The following is a 21,489-nucleotide window of genomic DNA, read 5'->3' as shown; positions in this document are numbered from 1 at the left end:
AAGGCGCCCCGCCGACGACCTCACCCCTACCGAAGTCAGCGAGCCCCTGGTACCGGGGGCTCGCTGACTTCGCCGGCCGTCGTGTGGGTGCCGGTCAGCGGCCCGTGGCCAGGTGGGATGGCGTACCACCCAGGAAGGGCAACACCTCTTTGCCGTCAAAGAGCGCTGCGAGAGAAAGGAGGATCCCCGCGCTGCCGGTCTTGACGTCCATCGAGAGGCGGAGCAGCCGGCTGCCCGGGAACGCGAGGCCGCACTTGTACGGCACCGCGTACCAGGCCAGCCAGGCCAGGTGCTGGTCGATCACCACGCGGGTCGGCTGCTCCGCGTCCGGGTTCGTGCCCAGCGCCACCGCCAGCCCGCACCGGCCGTTGAGCAGGCCCGGGTGAGCGACGAACTCGCCGCGGCACGACTCGCGCAGGGCGGTGAGGCTCTCGCAGGCCTCGGCGTCGGGGCGGTGCCGCGCCAGCTGCTCGGCGACCAGGAGGATCCCGGCACTGCCGACGCCGGCGTAGGGCAACGTGTGAGCCGCGCCGTCGCGGACCTGCAGGGAGCCGTCGGCGGCCTCGATGCACTCTTCGAGGTCGCGGCACAGCGCCTGGTCGGCGAACGACAGCCAGGCCGGCTCGCCGGTGCGCTCGAAGAGCCGGACGAACAGGAGCGCGGGTCCGGACCAGCCGAACAGCAGGCCGGCGCGGGCGGAGTTCCCCGGCGGCGCCGCGGTCTCCAGTGCCTCGGCCAGCCGGACGGCCGCGGTCAGCGCCTGGCGGCCGAACTCGTTGTCCTGGCGGACCGTCGCGAAGTGCAGCATGGTCAGCCCGATGCCGGCCAGGCCGCTCTCCAGGGAATGGTCGGTCGTCTGCTCGACGTGCCGCGCGGCCGACGCCAGCAGCTTGGCCGCCTCGTCGTGGTGCCCGAAGTTCTCCAGCACGTAGGCGACGCCGGAGCTGCCGTCGTAGAAGCCTGGTCGGGTCGGCGGGTCGCGACGGACCGATTCGATCAGCCAGCGTTCGTACTCGGGGAAGCGGCCGGCACCGGCGACGTCGAGAGCGTGCAGCACGCCCGCGGCACCGACGCCGAAGCAGGCACCGCCGACACTGAACTGCTCGATGTCGCCCGGGAACAGCCGATCGTGACGCGCGGGACTAGCGCTGGCCAGGATGGCTTCGGCGACCTGTTTGCGGACCAGCGACCAGTCCGGTTTCTCCTCGTCGAGCGCGGTGTGGACCGGTGCCTGCTCCTGCTCCGGCGCCGCGGGGCCTTCACGGGGGAACAGCACCGCGACTGCGGCGTCGGTGTACCCCTCGGGCAGCGCGAACCGACGCTCGACGAAGTCAGCCATCCGGCGCAGGTTCGCCGGTGCGAGCTCTGTCAGCGGGGAGAGCGGCAGGAACAACCACAGCCGGAGCGTCGCGACCGCGTACTGGTCGATCTCGAAGCCGGTGCGGTCGGCCGGAGCACGGAAGCCGGGCGTGCCCGGTGCCGGGCGGTCGCCGGACTCGGCGTCGAACGCTGTCTCGAAGTCGACCAGGGAAATCCGGCCGTCGTCGTCTTCGTGGTCTTCGTCGATGAGGATGTTCCGCGGGTGAAGATCGCCTACGACGATGCCGCGAGCGTGGACCCCATCGATCGCCTTTTCCACTCCCGCGATGATGGCCAGCGCGCGCCGAGCGTAGGTGTCGAGGTCGACGGCTGTCGTGCTGTGCCTGGTCAGCGGATAGTTGCGGGTCAGCCAGGTGGCCAGCGAGATGCCCGGCACGTACTCCCGGGCCAGGTAGTGTCGGTCCTCGACGGTGAACCGCTCGAAGACCCGCGGCACACCCGGGACGCCGGCGAGCCGGTCGAGCACCTCGTGCTCGCGACGCAGTCGTTCGACGGCGTCGACCCGTGCCTCGTCGAGACCGGCGTGCGGGCGGGCCTCCTTGACGACGACCTGATCGCCGCCCGCCCTGAGGGCGGCGACGTAGCTGGCACCGCCGTTCGAGACCTGCAGGGTGCTCGCCGTCCGGTAGGGAAACTGGGTCGGCGCACCTCGTTGACGCGCGGAGATGATCCCTTGCATACAGGGCGGGATTCTCACCCAGCCGGGCACAGAGAACGTCGGTTCCCGCTTGTCCGGCACCAGCCTGCCGTCCGGCTTACGGATCGCCGAGACGCGATTGCCCTCGTGTTCGACCCACTGTTCGGCGAATCCGCCATAACGCACGTAGAGGGGTCCGTCGCCGTACCGCAAGCCACCGGGAATGCCGGGGCCGTGTTCGCCCTCGAGCCGCACCGACAGGTCCGCGAGCACCTGCTCGAGTTCGTTGTGGTCGACCGGGTAAATCGTGGCCAGCTCGACACCGTCGAAGCCGGACGCGTATTTCGAATTTCGCGTGAGCAGGGTCACCGCCGAGCGGAGGTGCTTGGAGGAGACCCGGTGCTCGACACAGCACTCGCGCACCTGCGCGAGCACGCGATCCGCGTTGTCCAGACCCGCCGAAACGTGGATCTGCCAGCCCTGGCCGGGGAGAACACGACCCTCGGGGTGCACCGTGCGCCAAGGCCCGCGGTCGGTGGTGGTCCAGCCGCTGTCCGGCGTGGGAAACGCCGCCGTAAAATCGTCGACCGGCGTGCCGTTTTCCTGCTGTTCGTCGTAGAACAGCGGATCGGCGAAGCAAAACGCTTCGTAGCGCAGGTCCATCCGAGATACCCCTCCGTGCGATGCCCCGGACACCACGGCCCTGGGAAGATGAATATTCCCCCATGCCGAACGGCCCTGCGCCAATCCGCCAACCCGGCGGTTCAACTGGGCTATCCGAGGTAGGCAAAAAGGACACTTACCAGTCGGTAGTCGAACCCAGGGTGATTTTCCGCGGCCGAGTTACCACACCATAGTGGTGTAACACGAAGATCTTTTCAGCATTCTCGCAGGTCCACCGACGGATCCGGCTGAAATGTTTCGTCGAATTGGCAGAATGCCATCAAGCTGACTCGTGATCAATTTTCTCGATAGACACTGTTCACGTAGGACGCGCCATCGGCACCGGACCCCGTAGTGGCCCGCGCCACGCACGCGGCACCTCGGCCGGCAGGGCCGCCGGTACCCCGGAGTAAGTTGACGACCGGCGGACCGGAAGGAGGAACGGGTGGTCTTCGGATTCGCCGTGACGGTCGCCGTGGCTGCCACGCTCGTAGCGCTCTGGAGCTTCGTCCAGTCGGCTCGAAACCGGCTTCCGGACAACCCGCTCCTGGTCGCGCTCGCGGTCCTCGAACTGCTGCTGGTCGCGCAGCTGGTGATCGGGATCGTGCTGCTCGCCGGCGGTGACCGGCCGGGCAGCTTGGCGACCTACCTGGCCTACCTGATCGGCTGCCTGGTCGTGCTGCCCGTCGGCGCCGTCTGGGCATTGGCCGAGCGGAGCCGGTCGAGCACCGCGGTGCTCGGCATCGCCTGCCTGGCCATCCCGGTGATGGTGCTGCGACTGAACGAGGTGTGGAGTGGAGCAACAGCGTAGGACGGCCAGCGGCCCCGGACGGGTGCTCGTCGCCGTGTACGCGATCTTCGCGCTGGCCGCGACGTCGCGAGCCGGCGTCCAGATCGGCACGAAGTTCCACGAAGCCCCGCTCGCCTACCTGCTGTCGGCGTTCGCCGCGGCCGTCTACATCGTCGCGACGATCGCGCTGGCCCGCCGGGGCGACGGCTGGTGGCGCGTGGCCCTCACGGCCTGCTCGATCGAACTGCTGGGTGTCCTGACGATCGGCACGCTGAGCCTCGTCGACGCCGCCGCCTTCCGGCACCCGACCGTCTGGTCGGTCTACGGCGAGGGCTACCTGTTCATCCCGCTCGTGCTGCCGGTCGTCGGACTGTACTGGCTGCGGAAGACGGCTCCGGCGAAGATCGCCGTCTGACCGCCGGACTCCCCGAGCCCCGGGTTGAGCGCGGAACAGTACGGGAACTGCACGTAGTCCACCTCCGGGATTGAATACGGATTCGACCGGCGACTTTCGTCGGTTCCGGACATTCGCCGTGAAATTCGGCAACTTCGTCCTGCTCGCCGCGAGCACCGCACTGGCCGTCGTCGGCCTCGGCGGTCCGGCGGCCGCCGACAGCACCCCGCAAGCCCAGCCGTCGATCATCGGCGGCAGCACCGCCACGAGCGGCCCCTGGGCGGCCCGGCTGTTCGTCAACGGCCAGCAGAACTGCACCGCGACGATCATCGCGCCGCAGTACATCCTCACCGCCAAGCACTGCGTCAGCAGCTCCGGCACCTACACGTTCCGCATCGGCAGCCTGGACCAGTCGAGCGGCGGGACGACGGCCACCGGCTCCACCATCACGCGCTACCCGGGCTCCGCCGACCTGGCGATCGTCCGGCTCACCACCTCGGTGAACGCCACCTACTCGCCACTCGGCAGCGTCGGTGACGTCTCGGTCGGCCAGAACGTCTCGGTCTACGGCTGGGGCGCGACCAGCCAGTGCGGCTCCGAGATCAACTGCCAGTCGCGATACCTGAAGGTCGCGACGGTGCGGGTGAACTCGATCGGCTGCAGCGACCACACCGGCGGCGTCGCGGTGTGCGCGAACCGCGTCAACGGCATCACCGCCGGCGGCGACTCCGGCGGTCCGATGTTCGCTTCCGGCCGCCAGGTCGGCGTGGCGTCGACCAGCGACCGGTCGAACAACACCGCATACACGAACATCACGCGTTATCGCAGCTGGATTTCCCAGGTGGCCGGGGTCTGATTCCCGGTGCTCCCGGAAAGGGCCCGGCCGCGTGGCCGGGCCCTTTGCCGTCAGGACGTCGAAATGTCGTCGAGCTGTTCGGCGCCGGGCCGCACCGGGTAGAGATCTCCGCCCGGCTCCACCGGCACTCGCGGCAAGGCCGTCCGCGCCGCTTTGTCGCCCGCGTCGGCCGCTGCGTGCAGGACGTCGAGGGCCGCGTACTGCCGGAAGTCCAGCTCGGGGTACGGCCAGGCGGACGGCCCCTGCGTGGCGCCCGGGATCAGGAAGTCGATCGCGGAGAACAGCGTCGCACCGCTGGGCGCGGTGTAGTGCCACAGGTCGACGCCGACGTGCTGGCCGATCTGCGCCAGCCGGGTCAGGGCGACCAGGTTGAACGCCGAGTAGTGCCAGCTGCGCGTCCGGCTCGTCTCCTGGGGTTGCAGGCCACCGGCCTGGATCTGCGGCGCGATCCGCTGCGGCCCGGCGTCCCGCGCGATGGCCGCGGCCAGGTCCCGCTGCCCCGTGCCGAGGGCGAGCGCAGCGACGAGCATGTCGTAGAAGCTGCCGTGGTTGTTCTGGGCCTTCGCTTCGTCCGTGCCGTTCTTGCTGGTGCGCAGCCAGTCCAGGAACTGCGTGTACCAACCCGTCATGTCGGCCTGGTCGGTCTTCGTCCAGCCGGGAGCGCCGGTGGCCAGGATGGCGGTGGCGTCGACGACCTGGCTCAGCGTGTAGGAGAACTCGATGATGCCGATGCCGCGGCCGTCCACCTTGCACGGGATGCCCTGGGCGAAGTTCATGTTCGGGTTCATCTTCGTGGCCGCGTCGAGGAACCACGTGCGCAGGTCGAGGGCCGCGCGCTGGGCGTACCGCGCGTCCCCGGTGTAGTACCAGGCGAGCGCGAGCCGGTAGATCGCGGCGAACGCCTCGCCGCGGTAGGCGTGGTCGGTGATCTCGTCGACGATCGGGTTGCGCTGGCCGTCACGCTGCACGAACGGGCAGCCCCACGGGTTTTCGGCGGTCGGCTGCGTGGTCGGCCACCAGTAGGGCGCGAGGCTGAGGTAGTCGTGTTTGTCGCCGCTGGGCGGGACCTGTTTCTTCGCGGTGACGCTCCACGGCCCGGTCGTGAGATCGGTTCTCGCGGCGGCAAGAAGGTTGCTCAGCGCTGCGCGAGACGTCTTTTCGCCGACGAGAGCGGCGAGCTTGGTGCGAAGCAGCTGCTTGCCGTCGAGAACCGCGGTTTGGGGCGCGCACACCGGCCCGATGACGGGGACGGTGCAGCCGGTGGGTCGCGTCGCGGCGTCGGCCGGTGCGGCGAACGACGCGGCGGCGAGGCCGAAGGCGGCGAGCGCGGCCACGACGGTGTGGCGGAAGACCATGTCCGCTCCATTCACAAATATGAACGTCATACCTCTGAGTGAATGGAGGGTACGCATGTGAACTGTGCCGAGGCAATGCCTGGTCCAGACCTAGTTGGCCGAACAGCGAGATCTCAGGCGGTGACGTCTCGAGGCCGGAAGAAGGCGACGAGCCGGGCGGTGCGGAGTGCGTCCCACGAGTCCGAGGTGGCGAGCACGGCCGCGGCGCCGGTCGGAAACTTGGTCTGGACCGGCAAGGTGTCTTCCCCGTGGCCGGCGAGGTGCAGGGTCACGTCGCTGACGCCGGGCTCGTGCCCGACAAGCGCGAGCGTGGTGACTTCGGGCGGCGTCCGGCGGGCGGCGTTCAGCAGCTCGGGGACGTCGGCGCCGTAGAGGTCGTCGTCGTACTCGACGGGCGGCGGCGCGGGTAGTTCTGCGCTGACGCGCAGCCAGGTTTCCCTGGTGCGCCGGGCGGTGGAGCAGACGACCAGCTCCGGGATGCGCCCCTCCTCGACGAGCCACCGGCCGAGCCCGGGCGCGTCACGCAGGCCACGGGGCGCGAGGGGGCGTTCGTGGTCGGGAAGGCCGTCCGACCAGTCCGACTTGGCGTGCCGGACAACGATGAGCCACCTGGTCGCGTCCATGTCCGCCACCTTAACGACAGCAGAACGCCACCGGCCGGCCCCGACACCCGGTGGCACGCTCTCCGGCATGACGACCGGGGCAGCACGACCCAGGTCGCGACGCTGCCGACCGACAGCGCCACGACCTGCCCGTAGGCGTTCGTCAGAGGTTGAACCACACGTAGTAGAGGCCGGACTTGGCCTGAACGGCGCACGTCCGCCACTGCCCCTGGCCGAGCTTGTCGTTGCACACCTTCTGAGCGGCGCTCTGGCTGGTGTACCAGGCGTAGTAGTAGGGGGTGGTGGCCTTCGGCGGGTTCCCGGGCGCCGGGGCGGTCGTGCCCGGACCGGCACCGGACCCGGGACCGGTGGCGGCGAAGCCGGCGGGTGCCGTGACGGCGAGGGCGGCGCCGGCCAGTACGGCGGCCACGGCAAACTTGCGGAGCATGGGCTCTCCTTGTCGGATAACAGCGACAGCGGTCCGAGTCTCGGCCACCGGAAGACCTGCGGGCAACGGCCGAAACGCAAGCCTGCCCTTTTGATCTTCGAAGATCGCCCACTCGGCCAGCGGAGTTGAATTCTCGGTGAAATGCGCTACGCGCGGGTCGCTGACGTAGATATGCCGCAGCGGGCAACGTGGAACTCGCCGTGACGGCTCCGCACCTGGCCGTAGCTTCTCCGGCGAACGCCCAGGTGGGCCGGAGCGCCGCGCAGCTCGCGAGCGTCGTCGTCGGTGTCGAGAGGTTGCGAAGCCGGCCGAGTTCTGCCCGCGGGGACAGGGAAGCTCGGACTTTCGTGCAGCACTGCGGTCCGTCGGCACACACGAACAACCCGAGCTCATTTCCGACGTCTTCCGGACAAAGCTTCAAAAAGCTGCGAGAGGGGCGCCGAGATGGAATTCACCGCGAAGAAAACAATCAAAACGGCTGTGATTGCGGGGGCGTTCGCCGTCACCGCTCTGCTTTCCGCGTGCAGTGGGAACAGTATCGCCGGCAACAGTTCTCCGGTGAGGAACGCGGCGGAGCCGGCAGCCGTGGAGCAGGTGCCGGAAGGCGGCGGTCAGGGGGCTGCGGCCACCGGAGGGTCCGGCGCTGCGGATTCCGGTGCCGGGTCGAACGGCGACGTCAACTGCAGCCAGTACGGCGGCCAGGTCGGCGCACCCGGGCGGCCGAAGATGGACCTGATCGCGGTGGCCGCCACCGACGGCACCACACCAGGCTGCACCGAGGCGTTCAACGTGATCACCGAGTACTACGAGAAGCTGCCGCAGGCCGAAGGCCCTGGTGAGCGGGTTCTCGACGTCCAGGGGAAGTGGACCTGCGCCCGTCAGGCGGACTCCGCAGGCAGCCAGGGCTCGGTCGTCTGCGGCGTGCCCAACAGCTCCCTGCAACTGGAGACCAGGCCCGCGGGCGGCGCCGGCAAGACGCCTGCGCAGCAGGTCCGCAAGTTCCCGAACACCACCCAGTCGGTGCAGTTCACCGGGTACGACGCCGGGGTGCAGATGGTGCGCTTCCAGCTGATCACCCGCCAGGACGGCGGTCCGGACGGCGGCCACTACGTGCCGGTCGACGGCAAGACCTACCGGCTTCCCCTGCAGAAGGGCGGCACCGTGCTCAGCGCGGTCAGCCTGTGCCCCGGTGAATCGATCACCGTCGACAAGCAGGGCTACGGCAACGGGCCGTGCAGCCAGGACCAGCTGGTCCAGCAGCTGAAGAACGGCACCTCGATCCTCGCGCAGATCAGCGTGAACGGCGACGACCAGATCAGCACGGTCAAGGAGATCTACCACCCCTGATCCGGGGAAACCGAAAAGCCGGCAGCCGGGAATTCACCCGGCTGCCGGCTTTTCGCGGTCAGGCGCCAGGCGGAGGCGCCCTTCCACGACCACGGCAACCATGCCACGATCACGGTCGTGAGCCCGCAGCAGTTCCGCGCCGTCGTGGCCGCCGGTCCGCGAAACAGCGCGGTCATCACCGTGCCGTTCGACCCCGACGAGACGTGGGGCACCAAGGCCGATCATCCCGTCGGCGGCACGATCGAGGGTCGGCGGGTCCGCGGGAGGCTGTCGCCGACCGGCAGCGGATGGCTGTTGACCGTCACGCCGATGTGGCTGCGCGACACCGGCGTCACGATCGGCGCCGAGGTGACCGTCGAACTGGCCCCGGAAGGTCCCCAACGCGAAGACCTCGCCGACGACATCGCCGCGGCCCTGGCCGGCAACCCGGCCGCGGCTGCGTTCTTCGACACGCTGGCGCAGTTCTACCGCAAGGCCTACCTCCGCTGGATCGACGCGACCACCCGCCGTCCGGATCTCCGCGCCGCTCGTATCGCCGAAGTGGTCGACCTGCTCGCGGCGCGGGTCAAGCAGCGGCCACGGCCGTGACGCCGGCGAACCCGGCCAACCCGGCCGGGCGGACGGTCAGGCGCCCGGGGTGACGAGGACGGGGATCTCCCGGTCGACGACGCAGAGGGCCGTGGTGGCGAACATCGCGAGCGAGCTGCCCACACAACTCCTCCCCGGCGTGGATTCCTCCTGGGCGGACGCTGTTCCGGTCGCCCCGAGGAGGACTCCGGTCGTCAACACCAGGGCGCCGATCGTGGCTGTGATGCGTCGCATGGCGATTCTCCTGTTCTAGTGCCGGTTTCCGTTTTGCTCGTGCCGTCCGGGTGCCCCGGAACCGGTGCGGCGGAACGGATTCAGGCGCTTTGGCACCGTCTCGGGTGACACCCACTGGAGCCTCATCGGTCACCGCTCAGCAGTCTTCCCGTCCTATCCCGCCAGTGCCGCACAAACGTGGTCGCAAATCCCGGGGTAGCCAGTCAAACATCGCGGAAAAAGATTCCACCGAACAGGTGACTCCACGCCACCTGGTTCACAAGATATCGCCGACCGGATTCACGTACCGTCCACCCCGCATCCAACCCGGTTTCAGACTGCAGGAGAACAACGTGACGATATCCGGCGAAGCATCGCCGCGGGCGGCCGGCGGAACCGCCGAAACCACCCGGTCGGGAAAACGCGGCCCAGCGTGGCGATCGGCCGCTGAGTGGACCTCGCGTTCCACGCGAGGGCTACGGGCGGAGCTACGTGACTTCGGGGCTCGCGTACGGCGGGGTGAGCCGTGGAGCATCGCCTACCTCGTGCTCGGGCTCGTGGTTTTCGCGATGAGCGCGGTATTCATCCGGGCGACCGTCGACGACGCGTTCATCACCTGGCGCTACGGCCGCACCCTGGTCGAATCCGGGGTGTGGAACTTCAACGCCGAAGGCCCGCTGGTGGAGGGTTACACGAACGCCCTATACGCAGCGCTCGCCATTGTTCCCGCACTCCTCGGTATCCCGGTCGAGGTCTTCTTCAAGGTGATCTCGCTGGGCATCCTGGCGGCCTACGTCGTCGTCGTGCGGCGCATGCACTTGCCGCGCCGTCAGGAATTCCTGCTCCTGGCGGTGACGGTGGCCAGCCCGGTGTTCCTGCTGCTCCTCTACATGGGCCTGGAGACGGTCTCCTTCGCGCTGCTGATCGCCTGGCTTTTCGGGATCCTGTACCGGAAGGGCGAGCTGGGCACCACCGGCTTCCTCGTCGCCGGTGCGCTCGCGTCGACCCGGCCCGAAGGCATCGTCTTCGCCGGGGTGGCCATCGGCTGGGCGCTGCTGATCGCCCCGAAGCGCGCGGCGGTGAAAGGGGCGGCAGCCGTCCTGGGAGGCTGGGCCGTGTACTGGGTGGCCCGCTCGACCTACTTCCACGCCTTCTTCCCGAACACCTTCTACCAAAAGACCGACTCGAACGCCGAGCTGGCCAGCAGGGCAGTGGCGTTCCTCCAGGCCTTCTCCCCGGTGCTCGGTGTCGCGGCCCTCGTCGGGTTGGCCGCGCTCGTCCTGGTCCGGTACACGCAACCCACCCAGGAGCGGGCGAGCCGGCTGCGCGACGCGGTACCCCTGGTGCTGGCGTTGACTTCCGCCGTGCTCGTGATCGGCGTCTACAAGCAGTCGCACCTCGTGATGGATCCCGTGCACCGGTTCGCCTGGCAGGTGCTGTTCCCCGTCGTGCTCGTCGCGCTGTCCCGTCCGCTGCGGTTCGGGACCAAGCAGCCGGACGAGACCGGTGGCGAGCAAGGGAGCGAACGCAGTGGCCTGTTCGGTATCGGCGTGGCCATTGCCACGATGATCGCGTGGGATCCCTCCGCCGCCGGGGTGGGCATCGTGCTGCTGTTCTGCGCGATGGCGGTGCTCAGCTGCGTCATCGTCGGCCTGGTGTGGCGCGACCGAGGGGCCCTCGCCGTCGCCGCGGCGGCCCTGGCGGTCGGCCTCGGCTACTGCCAGACCACCGAAGCGATCAACTGGACCGCCTATCGGTACCGCCTGCAGTACGCGCACGAAGCCCTCGGCGGTGTCCTCTCCACGCTCGACTTCGGCAAGATGCCGCCCGGGTCGATCGCGATCGTCGACGCCGGGGTGCTCCCCTACCGGCTTCCCACCAGGGTGATCGACATGGGCGGGCTGGCCGACGCCACGGTGGCCAGGAATCAGGTGACCGACGGCTACCTCGACAAGGCCGGGCTGAAGATGGTCATCTTCGGCGCGTCCACCCCCGGCGTGGAAGGCATCTGGCAGAACGGAGCCGCTACCCGCGTGCACGACTACGTGACCAGCCACGGGTTCTGGTCCGCAGGCGGGCCCCTGTTCGACAACGGGTACTGGCTGAACTACTACGTCTCCCCGGACTGGGCCACCAGCCCGGAATGGACCGGCAAGCAGGTGCGGCAGGCCATCGATGCCGCGGCCAAGGAAAGCGTTTCGCACAACAGCAAGACCGATCTCGACATCATTCTCGACAACTTCTGGAACCTGCCGTTCCTCAAGTAGCCGTACTCATGCGAAAGGGGCCCTGGAGCGGTTCGCTCCAGGGCCCCGATTTCGTTCAGCAGGCTACTTCGCCGGCACCGGCAGGCTCGACGCCGCCGGCAGGGAGAGGTTCGGCTGCTTGACCATCGACAGCAGGCTGCTCCCGCCCAGTCCCGACACGACCGGCACCGGGTTGCCGGAACGCGGCACCGGCAGCTGCGAGCCGGCCATGGTGGGCAGCGAGACGTGCGTCAGCTGCGCGAGCGGCAGCATTCCGCTGCTCACGGGCAGCCCCGACATCACGGGCACAGTCGGCAGCGCCGGCACCGGGCTGTCGCTGCGCGACTGGTGGCCAGTGGCACCCGCGAGGGTGCCAGGCAGGCCGCCGACCGTCTGGCCCGAGGCCGAGCCGACCATTCCGGTGCTCTTGCCGAGCGCGTCGGCCGAGCCGTGACCGAGCAGCTCGAACGCGGTTCCGAGACCGTCCGCGCCGAGAGCCGGCGCCGGAGCGTCGGACCGGGCCGATGCGTCGTCACGAGCCAGCGGCGCCACCCCGCCGAGCAGACCACTGAGGTCGAGCTCCACCGGGATCTGCGCAGCCTCGGTCCGCCCGACCATGACGTCGGTCGTGTCGGTGCCCGTGTTGAGGACCTCCGCCAGGACCGGGATCGTCACGTTCTTCACCTGCGGCACCAGGCCGACCGGGATCTGCAGCGCCGGCGACGCCGTCGGCGTGCCGCTGACGTGGCTGTCCACCGTGCTGTCGACGTGGTTGTTCACGGTCGAGAGCGCACCGACGCCCCAGCGGAACACCTCGGGGTCGGCCGCGACCGGGACGTCGAGCAGAGCGCCGTTGAGCGCCCCGCTGCCGGCCGTGGTCTCGTCGCCGCCGTCGGTGGCCTTCAGGTCGTTGGTGACGCCGTTGGTCGCGGACCCGAGCGCGGAGATGCCCAGGCCGTAGACCTGCGGCATCGCCTGCGCGTCGGCCGAGACGATGTCACCGGCGAGCGCGCCGCCGGTGCCGTCGGTCGTGATCGGGCCACCCGAGGCGATGTCGTAGGTGTTCTCGGTGTGGTTGGCCGTGTTGGCCATCAGCGAGACCGACTGACCGGTCGCCTGGACCAGCGGCTGGATCGGAGCCGCGACCGCGTCACCCGCGATGGCGCCACCCACGCCGGAGGTGAACGTCGGGCCACCGGCGTGCGAGGTCACGTCGTTGTCGGCGTCGGCGACCGCGCCGCCGATCCAGGAAGCAGCCCAGCTGCTGACCTGGCCGGCGCCACCGATCGGGGCCTCGACGACGTCGCCGGTCACCGCACCCTGGTCACCGTCGCCGTAGTTCGGGCCACCGGAGGTGAACTTGGTGAGGTTGGTGCCGATGGCTTCGGCCTGACCGCCCCACGTGGCGCCGATCGTGTTGACCTGCACCGGCAGCGAGCTCGGCTGGCTGATGATGTTGCCGGCGACGGCGCCGCCCTTGCCCGTGGCGGAGTTCGCGCCGCCCGCGGTCACGTCGGTGACGAAGTCGCCGTGGCTGGTCGGGTTGCCGCCCCACGCCCCGGCGATGTTCATCACCTGGGCGCCGATGGCTTCCGGCGCGGAGACGATGTTGCTGGAGACCACACCGCCGTCGTCGTCGGTGTTGTTGGCCCCACCCGAGGTGATGTCCTTGGTCTCGGTCATCGTCGAGGTCGGGATGCCGCCCCACGCGTAGGCACCGTTGAGCACCTCGACCGGCGTCGCCAGCGGCGCGTCGACGATGTTGCCGGCAGCGACCGAGTCGTTGCCGGACGTGCCCTGGAACCCGCCCGCGGCGACCGTTTCGTCGTTGGTGCACGACGAGGTCGGGATGCCGCCCCACGCACCGGCGTTGCAGATGACGTCGGCGTCCCCGGCCAGCGACGGGCCGACGATGTTGCCACCGCCCACCGAGCCGTCACCGTGGTCGTAGGTGTCGCCACCGACCTCGGAGGTGAGGACGGTGTTGCACTCGGCGGTGGAGATGCCGCCCCAGTCGCCCGCGGTGCCGCAGACCTGGGCCGGGAGCGTGGCGGGCACGTCGGCGACGGTGCCGCCGACGATGGAGCCGTTGCCGTTGGTCTCCTGGCCGCCACCGGCGTCCGCGGTGTTCTCGTGCGTGCAGGCGGTGGAGGTGATGCCACCCCAGGCGCCGGTGTTGCAGGACGCCGTGACGGGCTCCGCCACCTGCGGGTGCGCGATGGTCCCGCCGACGACCGAGCCGGCGCCGCTGGTGTAGACGTCACCGCCGGCCGCCGACTCGATGGCGCTGGCGCCGGTGGCGTCGGACAGACCGCCCCAGGCAGCCGAGTTGTGGTTGCCGGCCACCGGCATGGCGACCGGCGCGTCGGCGACGGTGCCGCTGACGAGCGCGTTGTCGCCGCTGGTCGAGTCCCCGCCACCCGCGTGCGCGGTGAAGTCGTTGGCGCAGACGGTGCTGGTGATGCCGCCCCACGGGCCGGAGGTGCAGTCGACCTCGACCGGGCCGGCGACCTGCGGGTGGACGACGCTGCCGCCACCGACCGCGTTGTCACCACCGGTGAAGATCTCGCCGCCCGTGACCGAGCCGACGTTGTTCTCGGAGGTCGCGGAGGACAGGCCACCCCACGCAGCCGCGGTGCCGAGCACCGCGACCGGGAGGGCCACCGGAGCCTCGGCGGCGGTGCCACCGACCAGTGACTTGTCGCCGTTGGTGATCGTGCCGCCGCCGGTGTTGGCGTTGAGGTCGTTCACGCAGTCCGTGGTGGTCGACCCACCCCAGGCGCCCGAGGTGCAGTTGACCGCGACCGGCGCACCGACCTCGGGGGTGAGCGCGGTGCCGCCGACGACCGAGGACAGACCGCTCGTCGTCGCGTAGGGCGGGCTGTCGTCGCCGACCCGCGTGTCGGACTGGGTGACGCCGGCCTGCGCGAGAACCGTGTTGCCGGTGTTCGCGGTGCCCTTGCCACCCCAGCCGGCCGCGGTGCCGTCGACCTGGGGAGCCGCCGCCACCGGAACGCCGGCGATGGTGCCGGATGCCACGCCGTCGTTCCCGCTGGAGGCGAGGGAACCCGGCGAGCTCGCGGTCTGGTCGGTGGTCGTGTTGACCGTTCCGGTGCCACCCCAGCCGGCTGCGGTGTTGTTGACCCCGATCGGCAGGCCGCCCTGGACCGCCGCGATCGTGCCGGAGACGACGCCGTTGTCGCCATCGGTGGTGACGGGACCGCCGACAGTGCTGTTCTGGTTCGCGAAGCCGTCCACCGTGGCGTTGGACAGCGTGCCGAACGCCAGGTTGTTGACCCCGATCGGAGCCGTCACCGGCGCGGTGACCACGTTGCCGCCTGCCGGACGTCCCTCACCCGTGGTGGTGATCGGGCCACCCTGCTGGTGAACCTGCTGCGAGTCGTTCACCACGTGCGAGTCGCCGGCCGCGCCGACCGCCCAGCCCGTGACCTGGACCGGAGCCGACACATCGGGCTTGACGACGTTGCCCAGCAGCAGGCCGCTCGCCGGCTTGGTCGCGTCGCCGAGCACGGTCCCGGTGGTGACCTCGGTGTCCATGTCGAGGGGCACCGGCGTCTGACCGGCGGGAGTACCGAGCTCGATCTTGCGGATCTGGATCGGCACGCTCACCCCACCGTCCACAGGGGACGGCGCCAGGTCGGGGTTGACCTGTTCGTCGGCGGAGGCGATGCCGGTACCCAGCATCATCAGCCCGCCGGCCAGCAGCGCGGACTGGAGACCGCGTTTGGCCCAAGGATGCATGACTTCTTTTCTCCTCATTCGAATTTCCCGGCTCCTGCCGGGATCGGGGTTGGTCAGGAAGCAGGTGTGAGAGCGGCGTCGGCACCGGCCTCGCGGTGCATCAGCAGGTTGAGGGCCGCGCACACGCGTTCCGCGGCTCGGCCGTCGCCGAACGGATTCCGCTCGGCAGGCACCCGCAGTCCTTCGTCCAGCAGCCGCGACGCCTCGGTCAGCAGCCGGGTGCGGTCGGTGCCGACCAGCCACGCGCACCCGGCGTCCACGGCTTCCATCCGCTCGGTGACCTCGCGCAGGACCAGCACCGGAGCACCGAAGCTGGGCGCTTCCTCCTGGATGCCACCGGAATCGGTCAGCACCAGGTCGGCCCGGCGCAGCGCACGGATGAGGTCCGGGTAGCCGAGCGGGTCGGTGAGCACCACCCGCGGATGCCGGCCGAGCGCGGCGGCGATCTGGTCGCGCACCGCGGGATTGGGGTGCAGCGGAAGCAGCAGCCGCACGTCCGGGTAGGAGTCGACCAGCGTCGACACCGCTTCGAGTGCTTCCGCGAGCGGCGCCCCCCAGGACTCCCTGCGGTGGGCCGTCATCAGCACCAGCCGGGCCCCGGTGGCGTCGAGTTCTCGTTCCAGCGCGGCGAGCCGCGGGTCGGCGGCCGGCAGGTCCGCGGCGGCGATCTGCCGGACCGCGTCCACCACCGTGTTGCCGGTGAGGACGATCTCCGCCGACGGTACCGACTCCCGGCGCAGTGCCGCGGCGGCCGCAGCGGTCGGCGCGAGGTGCAGCGCGGCGATCCGGGCGATCATCTGCCGGTTGGCCTCTTCCGGGAACGGCGCGGCGAGATCTCCCGTGCGCAGCCCGGCCTCCAGGTGCGCGATCGGGATACGCCGCCAGAAGGCGGCCAGCGCACCGGCGAGGGCGGTGGTCGTGTCGCCCTGCACCACGACCACGGCCGGATTCCGCCGCGCCAGGACGTGGTCGAGAGCCGGCAGCAGCTGGGAAACCAGCTCCGCCTGGCTGCCCGCACCGCGGTCGACCGGCAGCCGCTCGTCCGGCCGGAGACCGAACGGCACCAGCGTCTGCTCGACCATGTCGCGATGCTGTCCGCTGTGGACGATCACCGGCCGGTGCCCGGCCTCGGTGAGCCGCACGGCGACCGGCGCCATCTTGACCGCTTCCGGCCGGGTGCCGACGAGCAGCAGAACGTCAGTCAACGAATTCCTCGCTTGGATTTCCCGATCGAACCCGTTCACCCGATGGGCACCGGGGCCGGGAGGTGGGGTCAGCTGGGGTCACCCTGCGGGCGGTGACGGGCGAACCGAACGAGGATCACGCCCACAACGAGACTGACAACACCGAAGACAATCCACCACGTCAAGTTCGCACCGGTCGATGCGAGGACGCCAGTACCCGCGACGACGCCACCTACTCCAGGTCGATACACGTTCTTCTCTCCGTTTTTTCGCGACCGCACCGACGCGTGTCGACTTTTCTTCGACGCACGTCCGCAGCAGGAACCCGAATGATTCGAGCGAGACAGTATCCGCAGGGCTCGAAATACCGCAAACGGCGCGCCCCGACAACACCCGAACGTGGACGTTTAGGACCCATCCAGACCGAAGACCTCGGGTTTTTTCCGCGAGGCGGACGGCCGCTGCCACGAACAACGGTCCCCTGAACGAGTGATCAACCCCGCTGAATGCGCCGAAGAGCGAGCGCATTACTGTTCGGGCAACACCCCTGACACTGCCCCGGGAAAGGACCGCCGATGGTTGTCGGCGTCTTCATGCGGGCTCGGTTCCTCACCACCGGAGCGACGCATTGAGCCTGTCATTCCTGCTGAGCTGCGCACAGGCGTTCGCGATTGTCATGAGCGCGGCGTTCGTCCTCTACGTCTGCGCGATCATCGTGCCGTACCTCCGGCACCGGCCCACCTGGCCAGGCGATCCTTCCCAGTTCGAGTGGCATTTCTTCGTACCGTGCCGGGACGAGGAAATCGTCATCGCCAACACCATCCGTTACTTGCGGACCCGGTTCCGGGCCGCCCATGTCTGGGTGATCGACGACCATTCCGATGACCGGACGCTGGAGGTCGCGCTCCGGATGCAAGGGCCGCCCCACCGGCGCGATGACCACTTGCACGTCGTGCAACGACGGCGGCCCCACGCCCGCACCGGGAAGAGCGACGCGCTCAACGCCGCCTACCGGGCCCTGCGAGCGCGGATCGAGCCCCACGGCAACGCCGAGAACACGATCGTCGTGGTGGTCGACGCGGACGGCAGGCCGGCAGGCAACTGCCTGTACGTCTGCACGGCTGCCCACCTCTTCGGCGACCCGGCCGTCGGCGCCGTGCAGATCGACGTCCGGATGAGCAACCGGGGTGTGGCGCCCCCGGGCGGCACCAAGCTGCGCCGGCTGTTCGGCGGCGCCCTCGTGCGCATGCAGGACCTCGAGTTCCGCACCGCGATCGCCGCGATCCAGATGTCCCGCGGACACACCGGAACGATCGCGATGGGCGGCAACGGCCAATTCACCCGGCTCTCCGCCCTCGATTCCATCGCCGGCCCCGAACGGCAACCGTGGCGGGGTTCGTTGCTCGAGGACTTCGAACTCGGCGTCCACTTGCTCACCGCGGGGTGGAAGACCGGCTTCTCCGTCGACACGCACGTCGACCAGGAAGGCTTGTACAGCATGCGCCGGTTCCTCGCCCAGCGCACCCGCTGGAGCCAGGGGACCATGCAGTGCGCCCGGTACGCCCGCCGGATCTGGACTTCCCCGCACCTGTCCACCTTCGGCGCCGCCGAGATGCTCTACTACCTCGCACAGCCGTGGATGCAACTGCTCGGCAGCGTGGTCTACCCCATCCCGTTCGTCCTGCTCGCGGTCCAGGCCATCACCGATCCTTCAGCGGTGTGGGCCTGGTACACCGGCGGCGCCTGGAAGTACCTGCTGCTGTACGGTGTCGCCGGCCTGCTGCCGTTCCTCGTCTGGGGCCCCGTCTACCGCAAACACTGCGAACCCCGCTCCGGCCCACTCCGCGGCATCGTCTACGGCCTCGGTTACGCCTGCTACATCTACACCTTCTACGTCACCGTCTGGCGAGCCCTGTTCCGCCTCGCCCGCGGCCGCAACGGCTGGGCCAAAACCCGGCGCAACACCGAGTCCACGCAGTCGAAGGCCGTGGCCCTGGACCGGTGATCCTTCCGGTGCGCCAGCTCCAGCTTCGGGATGGCATCGCCCTCCGGAGCCGGTGTTCAGGGAGCCAGCGGCAAATCGGGCCCCCAATCCTCCCCACGTATCGCCGCCTCGTTGTTCCCCACCTGCTCCGCCAACCGCGACGACTGCGTCTGCGGCACCGCCACCGCCACCAACTCCGCCTGTTCGCCGGACCTCGCCTGCGGCGCTGAGCGCCACTCGCAGCGCCAGCCGCCGTTACCCAGGCTCGAACACTTGGCCTGCGGGTAGTAGCGAATCCCGACCTTGACGAAGCTGAACAAATGATGGCCCGCGTCCGGAGTGCTGTTCACCGTGCCCGTGACGGGCAACGCGGGCAACCCCGGCAGGGTGCCGGACGTTCCTGAAGCCGAAGTGGTCTCAGGCGGTGCCACCGGCTGCGAGGCGGCGGGCACGGCCTGCGCCGGCTGCGGCTGCCCGGCCAGGTACCCCAGCAAGAACGCGAATCCCAGCAGGGCGATCGCTGCCACGACGACAGCCGCGGAAAGGTAACGTCTCCGGTGCGCCAGCCTCATCGCGCGCTCCGTGCGGTGCATCAAGGTCGGCGTGACCGGATTCCCCATCGCAGCCAAACGTTCGAACGCGGCCGAGCGAACAGGTTCCGATTCGTTCCGCCTCGCAGTTCCGCCCAGAATCATGGCCAGCCGGTCGGAACGCCCGTTCCTGATGAACTTGATGGCTTGCTTCCGCACCGCGGGTTCGGCCATATCTTCGAATTCCACTCCGTAAAGCACTTTGAGAAGCCGCAGGAGGAGTTCACGACCGGCGGTGAACTCTGCGAAGTTCGCGATCGCGTCCACAACGCCGACGTCGATCCCGGCCCGCAGCTGTTCGCGATAGTGCCGCAACTGAGCTGCGATTTCCAGCCTGCCCAGTTCGGCGTCGAATTCCGCCACCGTTTTGACCCTCAGCAGGGCTGCGATGGGACCGCTGCCGGACGGCATCGCATCCTCACTGCGGCTTCGATGCCGGCGCACCTCCTCGAGTTGCTGGTGCCCCTCAGCGGGGACGGGCTCGTCCGCCGCGAGAACTGCACGCCCGTTTGCCGGAGGCTCGTCGTCGTGCGGCACCAGGTCGGATGCCGAGACGGCCACCTGCCGGGCCTGCACCACCGCGGTGTACGGGGTACCGGTGAAGTAGGCCTCGATCAGCTGGGCGGCCACGGCCTCGTTCGCGCTGGCCGTGGGTTCCTTCCCCAAGTCGACGATGGTTCGGTGGACGGGAGCGATACTCGACGGTTTCTCCGGCAGGAAGACGATCTCGGGCAGCCGGTCGACCGAAGCGTCATGACGGTCCTCGTAGGTCGAGAAGGACCACAGCCGTGCCAACCGGAGCTCGTCACGCAGGTAGAGATCCGCAGCTGCGGCGAGCGCCCACACCATCGGGAGCCGGTCGCGGTCCCGGAGGCCGATGACACTCAACGGCGCGGTGGGCTGGTCCAGCAGGCGCGAGAGCACGACGACCAGTTCGGTTTCAAGTTGGACGGACCGGTGGAACAGTTCTTCGATTGCCGCGTCGCCACCGGTGAAAAGATTCGCGGACAACCCTGGCATCTGGTACCCGGGCGAGACTTTGTCCTTCCACAGTGGAGATTCGCCGAGGCTGAGGGCGGTTCTCACGTTGAGCACTTCCGATGGGCCGATGAACGCGTGTGAGTCGTTGCGCCCGATCGAATGGCCGGTGTGCACTCGCCGCAGTACGGCTGCGGTCCCGTCACCGAAGTCGAAGTACGACAGGGCCATGGCGGGGACGGCGTTGTCCCCCACCGGCCGCAGCCGGAGGTGTGGTTCCAGACGCCGGTGGTAGCGCTGTGCGTCTTCCCTCTGCAGAAAGGAGTGCGCCAGCACGGTCAGTCCGTTGTCGTCGTGCGACCAGCCGAAGAACGCCTGCTGCACCGCGTTGCCGGATCGAGCCTCGGTCACGGCAGTCCCACCTTCGAAGCTTCGGGGCCGGTGATCATGCCGGTCATCGCGAGGATCGAGACGAGCGGCTCCAGGACCCGGATCGGACGGACACCGCGCGCGAAGTGTTTGTCAAGGTTGCCCCGTCCGCCGACCGGGATGGCATCACCGCCGCTGGCCGAGACGAAGTGCAACGTGCACCGTTTGAACGTTTCGAACGGGCCCAACGAGGCGCCCGCGCCGATGTGGTGCAGATAGCTGAACACATCCCGGCTCTCTGCTCGGATACGGGTCGCGTCGACCATGTGCTCGTCTCCCCGGCGCAACCAACGATCCGCCGGAGCGACGTACCGCAGCCGGTCTGATTTGGTCACCGCGACCGTGACTGGCAGCCGGTCGGTTCCGGCCGGCCGGCCCTGCAGCCGCTCGACGGCCAGGTCGAACGACCGGTTCTCGGTCGGTGCCGCGGCTTCCTTCGTCTCCAGCGGGTCTTCCGGCGCGTAGACGAAGATCACCGCGTTGGCCCCGACCAGGAACCGAGAGGAGCGGTTGAGGGCCGCGGTGCTCTGCAGATCCTCTCCCGCGACGTCGAAGAACGTCACCGGACGCTCACCACCGGGGCCGCGCAGCAGCAGGATGTCGGCTGCTTCGACCACACCCGTCTCGGTTCCCGGCAGTGCGTCCCCCTTCTCGAACCTGTCGATGTAGCGGCTCCGGAAATCGGCGTGCCGCCGGAAGTCCAGCGCCGCCGTCGTGATCCGGTGTGCCCGGAGCCCGCCCATGTAGGCCTGTCGGATCATCGCCGTCAACAGGTGTGTTTTCCCCGAAGCCGGCGCACCGACCAGACCGATCACCAGGGGGGCGAGGTAGTCGACGTAGGTGGCGGGCAGGTAGTGCTGCGGGGTGTCGCCCGACGGGTTGGGGCACTCCCGGTAACCCCGGCGTGCCAGATCCGCTTGTTTCTCGGGGGTCGCGGTCGAGACGTCGACCAGCTGGTACGCGTCGTTCTCCTCGTCGAACAGTGAAATGACCGGGTCGTCCGGCCATGGGTATTCGTCGGCGCAAATCGGGCACCGCACGCG

At 69.3% G+C, this 21,489-nt stretch carries 16 protein-coding genes; 7 read left to right on the top strand and 9 right to left on the bottom strand.

Annotated elements, in window-relative coordinates:
- Window positions 1-94: 94 nt before the first annotated feature.
- Entirely contained in the window at window positions 95-2,680 is a 2,586-nt protein-coding gene (gene lanKC / locus AB0F15_RS00630; protein ID WP_360263027.1) for a class III lanthionine synthetase LanKC, read from the bottom strand.
- Between the two features lie 445 nt (window positions 2,681-3,125).
- Here lanKC and AB0F15_RS00625 point away from each other — a divergent pair, with 445 nt between their 5' ends.
- The 3 genes from AB0F15_RS00625 (at window position 3,126) to AB0F15_RS00615 (ending at window position 4,720) form a co-directional block, all read left to right on the top strand.
- Window positions 3,126-3,491: a hypothetical protein gene (locus AB0F15_RS00625; protein ID WP_360263024.1), complete on the top strand. Its 366-nt coding sequence runs from the start codon at window positions 3,126-3,128 to the stop codon at window positions 3,489-3,491.
- A gap of 22 nt (window positions 3,492-3,513) precedes the next feature.
- Window positions 3,514-3,885 carry a hypothetical protein gene (locus tag AB0F15_RS00620; RefSeq protein WP_360263833.1) on the top strand — a complete coding sequence of 124 codons (372 nt, stop codon included), beginning with the start codon at window positions 3,514-3,516 and terminating at the stop codon, window positions 3,883-3,885.
- A 118-nt stretch (window positions 3,886-4,003) separates the two neighbouring features.
- Window positions 4,004-4,720, top strand: coding sequence for a trypsin-like serine protease (locus tag AB0F15_RS00615; protein WP_360263021.1), 717 nt, complete (start codon window positions 4,004-4,006; stop codon window positions 4,718-4,720).
- Window positions 4,721-4,770: 50 nt separating this feature from the next.
- Here AB0F15_RS00615 and AB0F15_RS00610 read toward each other — a convergent pair whose 3' ends face one another.
- The 3 genes from AB0F15_RS00610 to AB0F15_RS00600 all read right to left on the bottom strand — a co-directional run bounded on the left by AB0F15_RS00610 (window position 4,771) and on the right by AB0F15_RS00600 (window position 7,125).
- Window positions 4,771-6,075, bottom strand: a complete 1,305-nt coding sequence (locus AB0F15_RS00610; protein ID WP_360263018.1) for an alginate lyase family protein — start codon at window positions 6,073-6,075, stop codon at window positions 4,771-4,773.
- 113 nt (window positions 6,076-6,188) lie between these two features.
- Window positions 6,189-6,698, bottom strand: coding sequence for a histidine phosphatase family protein (locus AB0F15_RS00605; protein WP_360263016.1), 510 nt, complete (start codon window positions 6,696-6,698; stop codon window positions 6,189-6,191).
- A gap of 142 nt (window positions 6,699-6,840) precedes the next feature.
- Complete coding sequence (locus AB0F15_RS00600; protein ID WP_360263013.1) at window positions 6,841-7,125, bottom strand: hypothetical protein; 285 nt, start codon at window positions 7,123-7,125, stop codon at window positions 6,841-6,843.
- 444 nt (window positions 7,126-7,569) lie between these two features.
- On the opposite strand from AB0F15_RS00600, the gene AB0F15_RS00595 reads away from it, so the two are divergent.
- Together AB0F15_RS00595 and AB0F15_RS00590 are read left to right on the top strand one after the other, a co-directional pair.
- On the top strand, window positions 7,570-8,472 hold the full coding sequence (locus AB0F15_RS00595; protein ID WP_360263011.1) for a hypothetical protein: 903 nt from the start codon (window positions 7,570-7,572) through the stop codon (window positions 8,470-8,472).
- Window positions 8,473-8,589: 117 nt separating this feature from the next.
- Window positions 8,590-9,060 (top strand): YdeI/OmpD-associated family protein, encoded by a 471-nt coding sequence (locus tag AB0F15_RS00590; protein WP_360263008.1) that lies wholly within the window; start codon window positions 8,590-8,592, stop codon window positions 9,058-9,060.
- A 36-nt stretch (window positions 9,061-9,096) separates the two neighbouring features.
- On the opposite strand, the gene AB0F15_RS00585 is transcribed toward AB0F15_RS00590, so the two are convergent.
- Window positions 9,097-9,294 carry a hypothetical protein gene (locus AB0F15_RS00585; RefSeq protein ID WP_360263005.1) on the bottom strand — a complete coding sequence of 66 codons (198 nt, stop codon included), beginning with the start codon at window positions 9,292-9,294 and terminating at the stop codon, window positions 9,097-9,099.
- Window positions 9,295-9,842: 548 nt separating this feature from the next.
- Here AB0F15_RS00585 and AB0F15_RS00580 point away from each other — a divergent pair.
- Window positions 9,843-11,540 (top strand): hypothetical protein, encoded by a 1,698-nt coding sequence (locus AB0F15_RS00580; protein WP_360263002.1) that lies wholly within the window; start codon window positions 9,843-9,845, stop codon window positions 11,538-11,540.
- 63 nt (window positions 11,541-11,603) lie between these two features.
- Here the strand turns inward: AB0F15_RS00580 and AB0F15_RS00575 are convergent, their stop codons facing one another.
- Window positions 11,604-15,281, bottom strand: a complete 3,678-nt coding sequence (locus AB0F15_RS00575) for a hypothetical protein (protein ID WP_360263000.1) — start codon at window positions 15,279-15,281, stop codon at window positions 11,604-11,606.
- A gap of 53 nt (window positions 15,282-15,334) precedes the next feature.
- Complete coding sequence (gene wecB, locus AB0F15_RS00570) at window positions 15,335-16,486, bottom strand: UDP-N-acetylglucosamine 2-epimerase (non-hydrolyzing) (RefSeq protein ID WP_360262998.1); 1,152 nt, start codon at window positions 16,484-16,486, stop codon at window positions 15,335-15,337.
- Between the two features lie 655 nt (window positions 16,487-17,141).
- On the opposite strand from wecB, the gene AB0F15_RS00565 reads away from it, so the two are divergent.
- The gene (locus tag AB0F15_RS00565; RefSeq protein WP_360263830.1) at window positions 17,142-18,470 is read left to right on the top strand and encodes a glycosyltransferase; all 1,329 of its coding nucleotides are present in this window, start codon (window positions 17,142-17,144) and stop codon (window positions 18,468-18,470) included.
- Between the two features lie 56 nt (window positions 18,471-18,526).
- On the opposite strand, the gene AB0F15_RS00560 is transcribed toward AB0F15_RS00565, so the two are convergent.
- Window positions 18,527-20,428: a hypothetical protein gene (locus AB0F15_RS00560; RefSeq protein ID WP_360262996.1), complete on the bottom strand. Its 1,902-nt coding sequence runs from the start codon at window positions 20,426-20,428 to the stop codon at window positions 18,527-18,529.
- Window positions 20,425-21,486 carry a hypothetical protein gene (locus tag AB0F15_RS00555; protein ID WP_360262993.1) on the bottom strand — a complete coding sequence of 354 codons (1,062 nt, stop codon included), beginning with the start codon at window positions 21,484-21,486 and terminating at the stop codon, window positions 20,425-20,427. Before AB0F15_RS00555 ends, AB0F15_RS00560 begins: the two co-directional genes overlap by 4 nt.
- Between the last annotated feature and the right edge of the window lie 3 nt (window positions 21,487-21,489).

Origin of the sequence: Amycolatopsis sp. NPDC026612 (assembly GCF_040638285.1) — a bacterium.
Lineage (GTDB): Bacteria > Actinomycetota > Actinomycetes > Mycobacteriales > Pseudonocardiaceae > Amycolatopsis.
Note: the sequence above shows the minus strand (reverse complement) of the source record. Positions and strands in the feature narration are given on the sequence as shown.

Bases quoted from the DNA above. Each gene is read 5' to 3' on its own strand.
- AB0F15_RS00565 (WP_360263830.1), top strand. From the start codon at position 17,142: ATGAGCGCGGCGTTCGTCCTCTACGTCTGCGCGATCATCGTGCCGTAC.
- AB0F15_RS00585 (WP_360263005.1), bottom strand. From the start codon at position 9,294: ATGCGACGCATCACAGCCACGATCGGCGCCCTGGTGTTGACGACCGGA.
- AB0F15_RS00600 (WP_360263013.1), bottom strand. From the start codon at position 7,125: ATGCTCCGCAAGTTTGCCGTGGCCGCCGTACTGGCCGGCGCCGCCCTC.
- AB0F15_RS00610 (WP_360263018.1), bottom strand. From the start codon at position 6,075: ATGGTCTTCCGCCACACCGTCGTGGCCGCGCTCGCCGCCTTCGGCCTC.
- AB0F15_RS00580 (WP_360263002.1), top strand. From the start codon at position 9,843: ATGAGCGCGGTATTCATCCGGGCGACCGTCGACGACGCGTTCATCACC.
- AB0F15_RS00605 (WP_360263016.1), bottom strand. From the start codon at position 6,698: ATGGACGCGACCAGGTGGCTCATCGTTGTCCGGCACGCCAAGTCGGAC.
- AB0F15_RS00595 (WP_360263011.1), top strand. From the start codon at position 7,570: ATGGAATTCACCGCGAAGAAAACAATCAAAACGGCTGTGATTGCGGGG.
- lanKC (WP_360263027.1), bottom strand. From the start codon at position 2,680: ATGGACCTGCGCTACGAAGCGTTTTGCTTCGCCGATCCGCTGTTCTAC.
- AB0F15_RS00575 (WP_360263000.1), bottom strand. From the start codon at position 15,281: ATGCATCCTTGGGCCAAACGCGGTCTCCAGTCCGCGCTGCTGGCCGGC.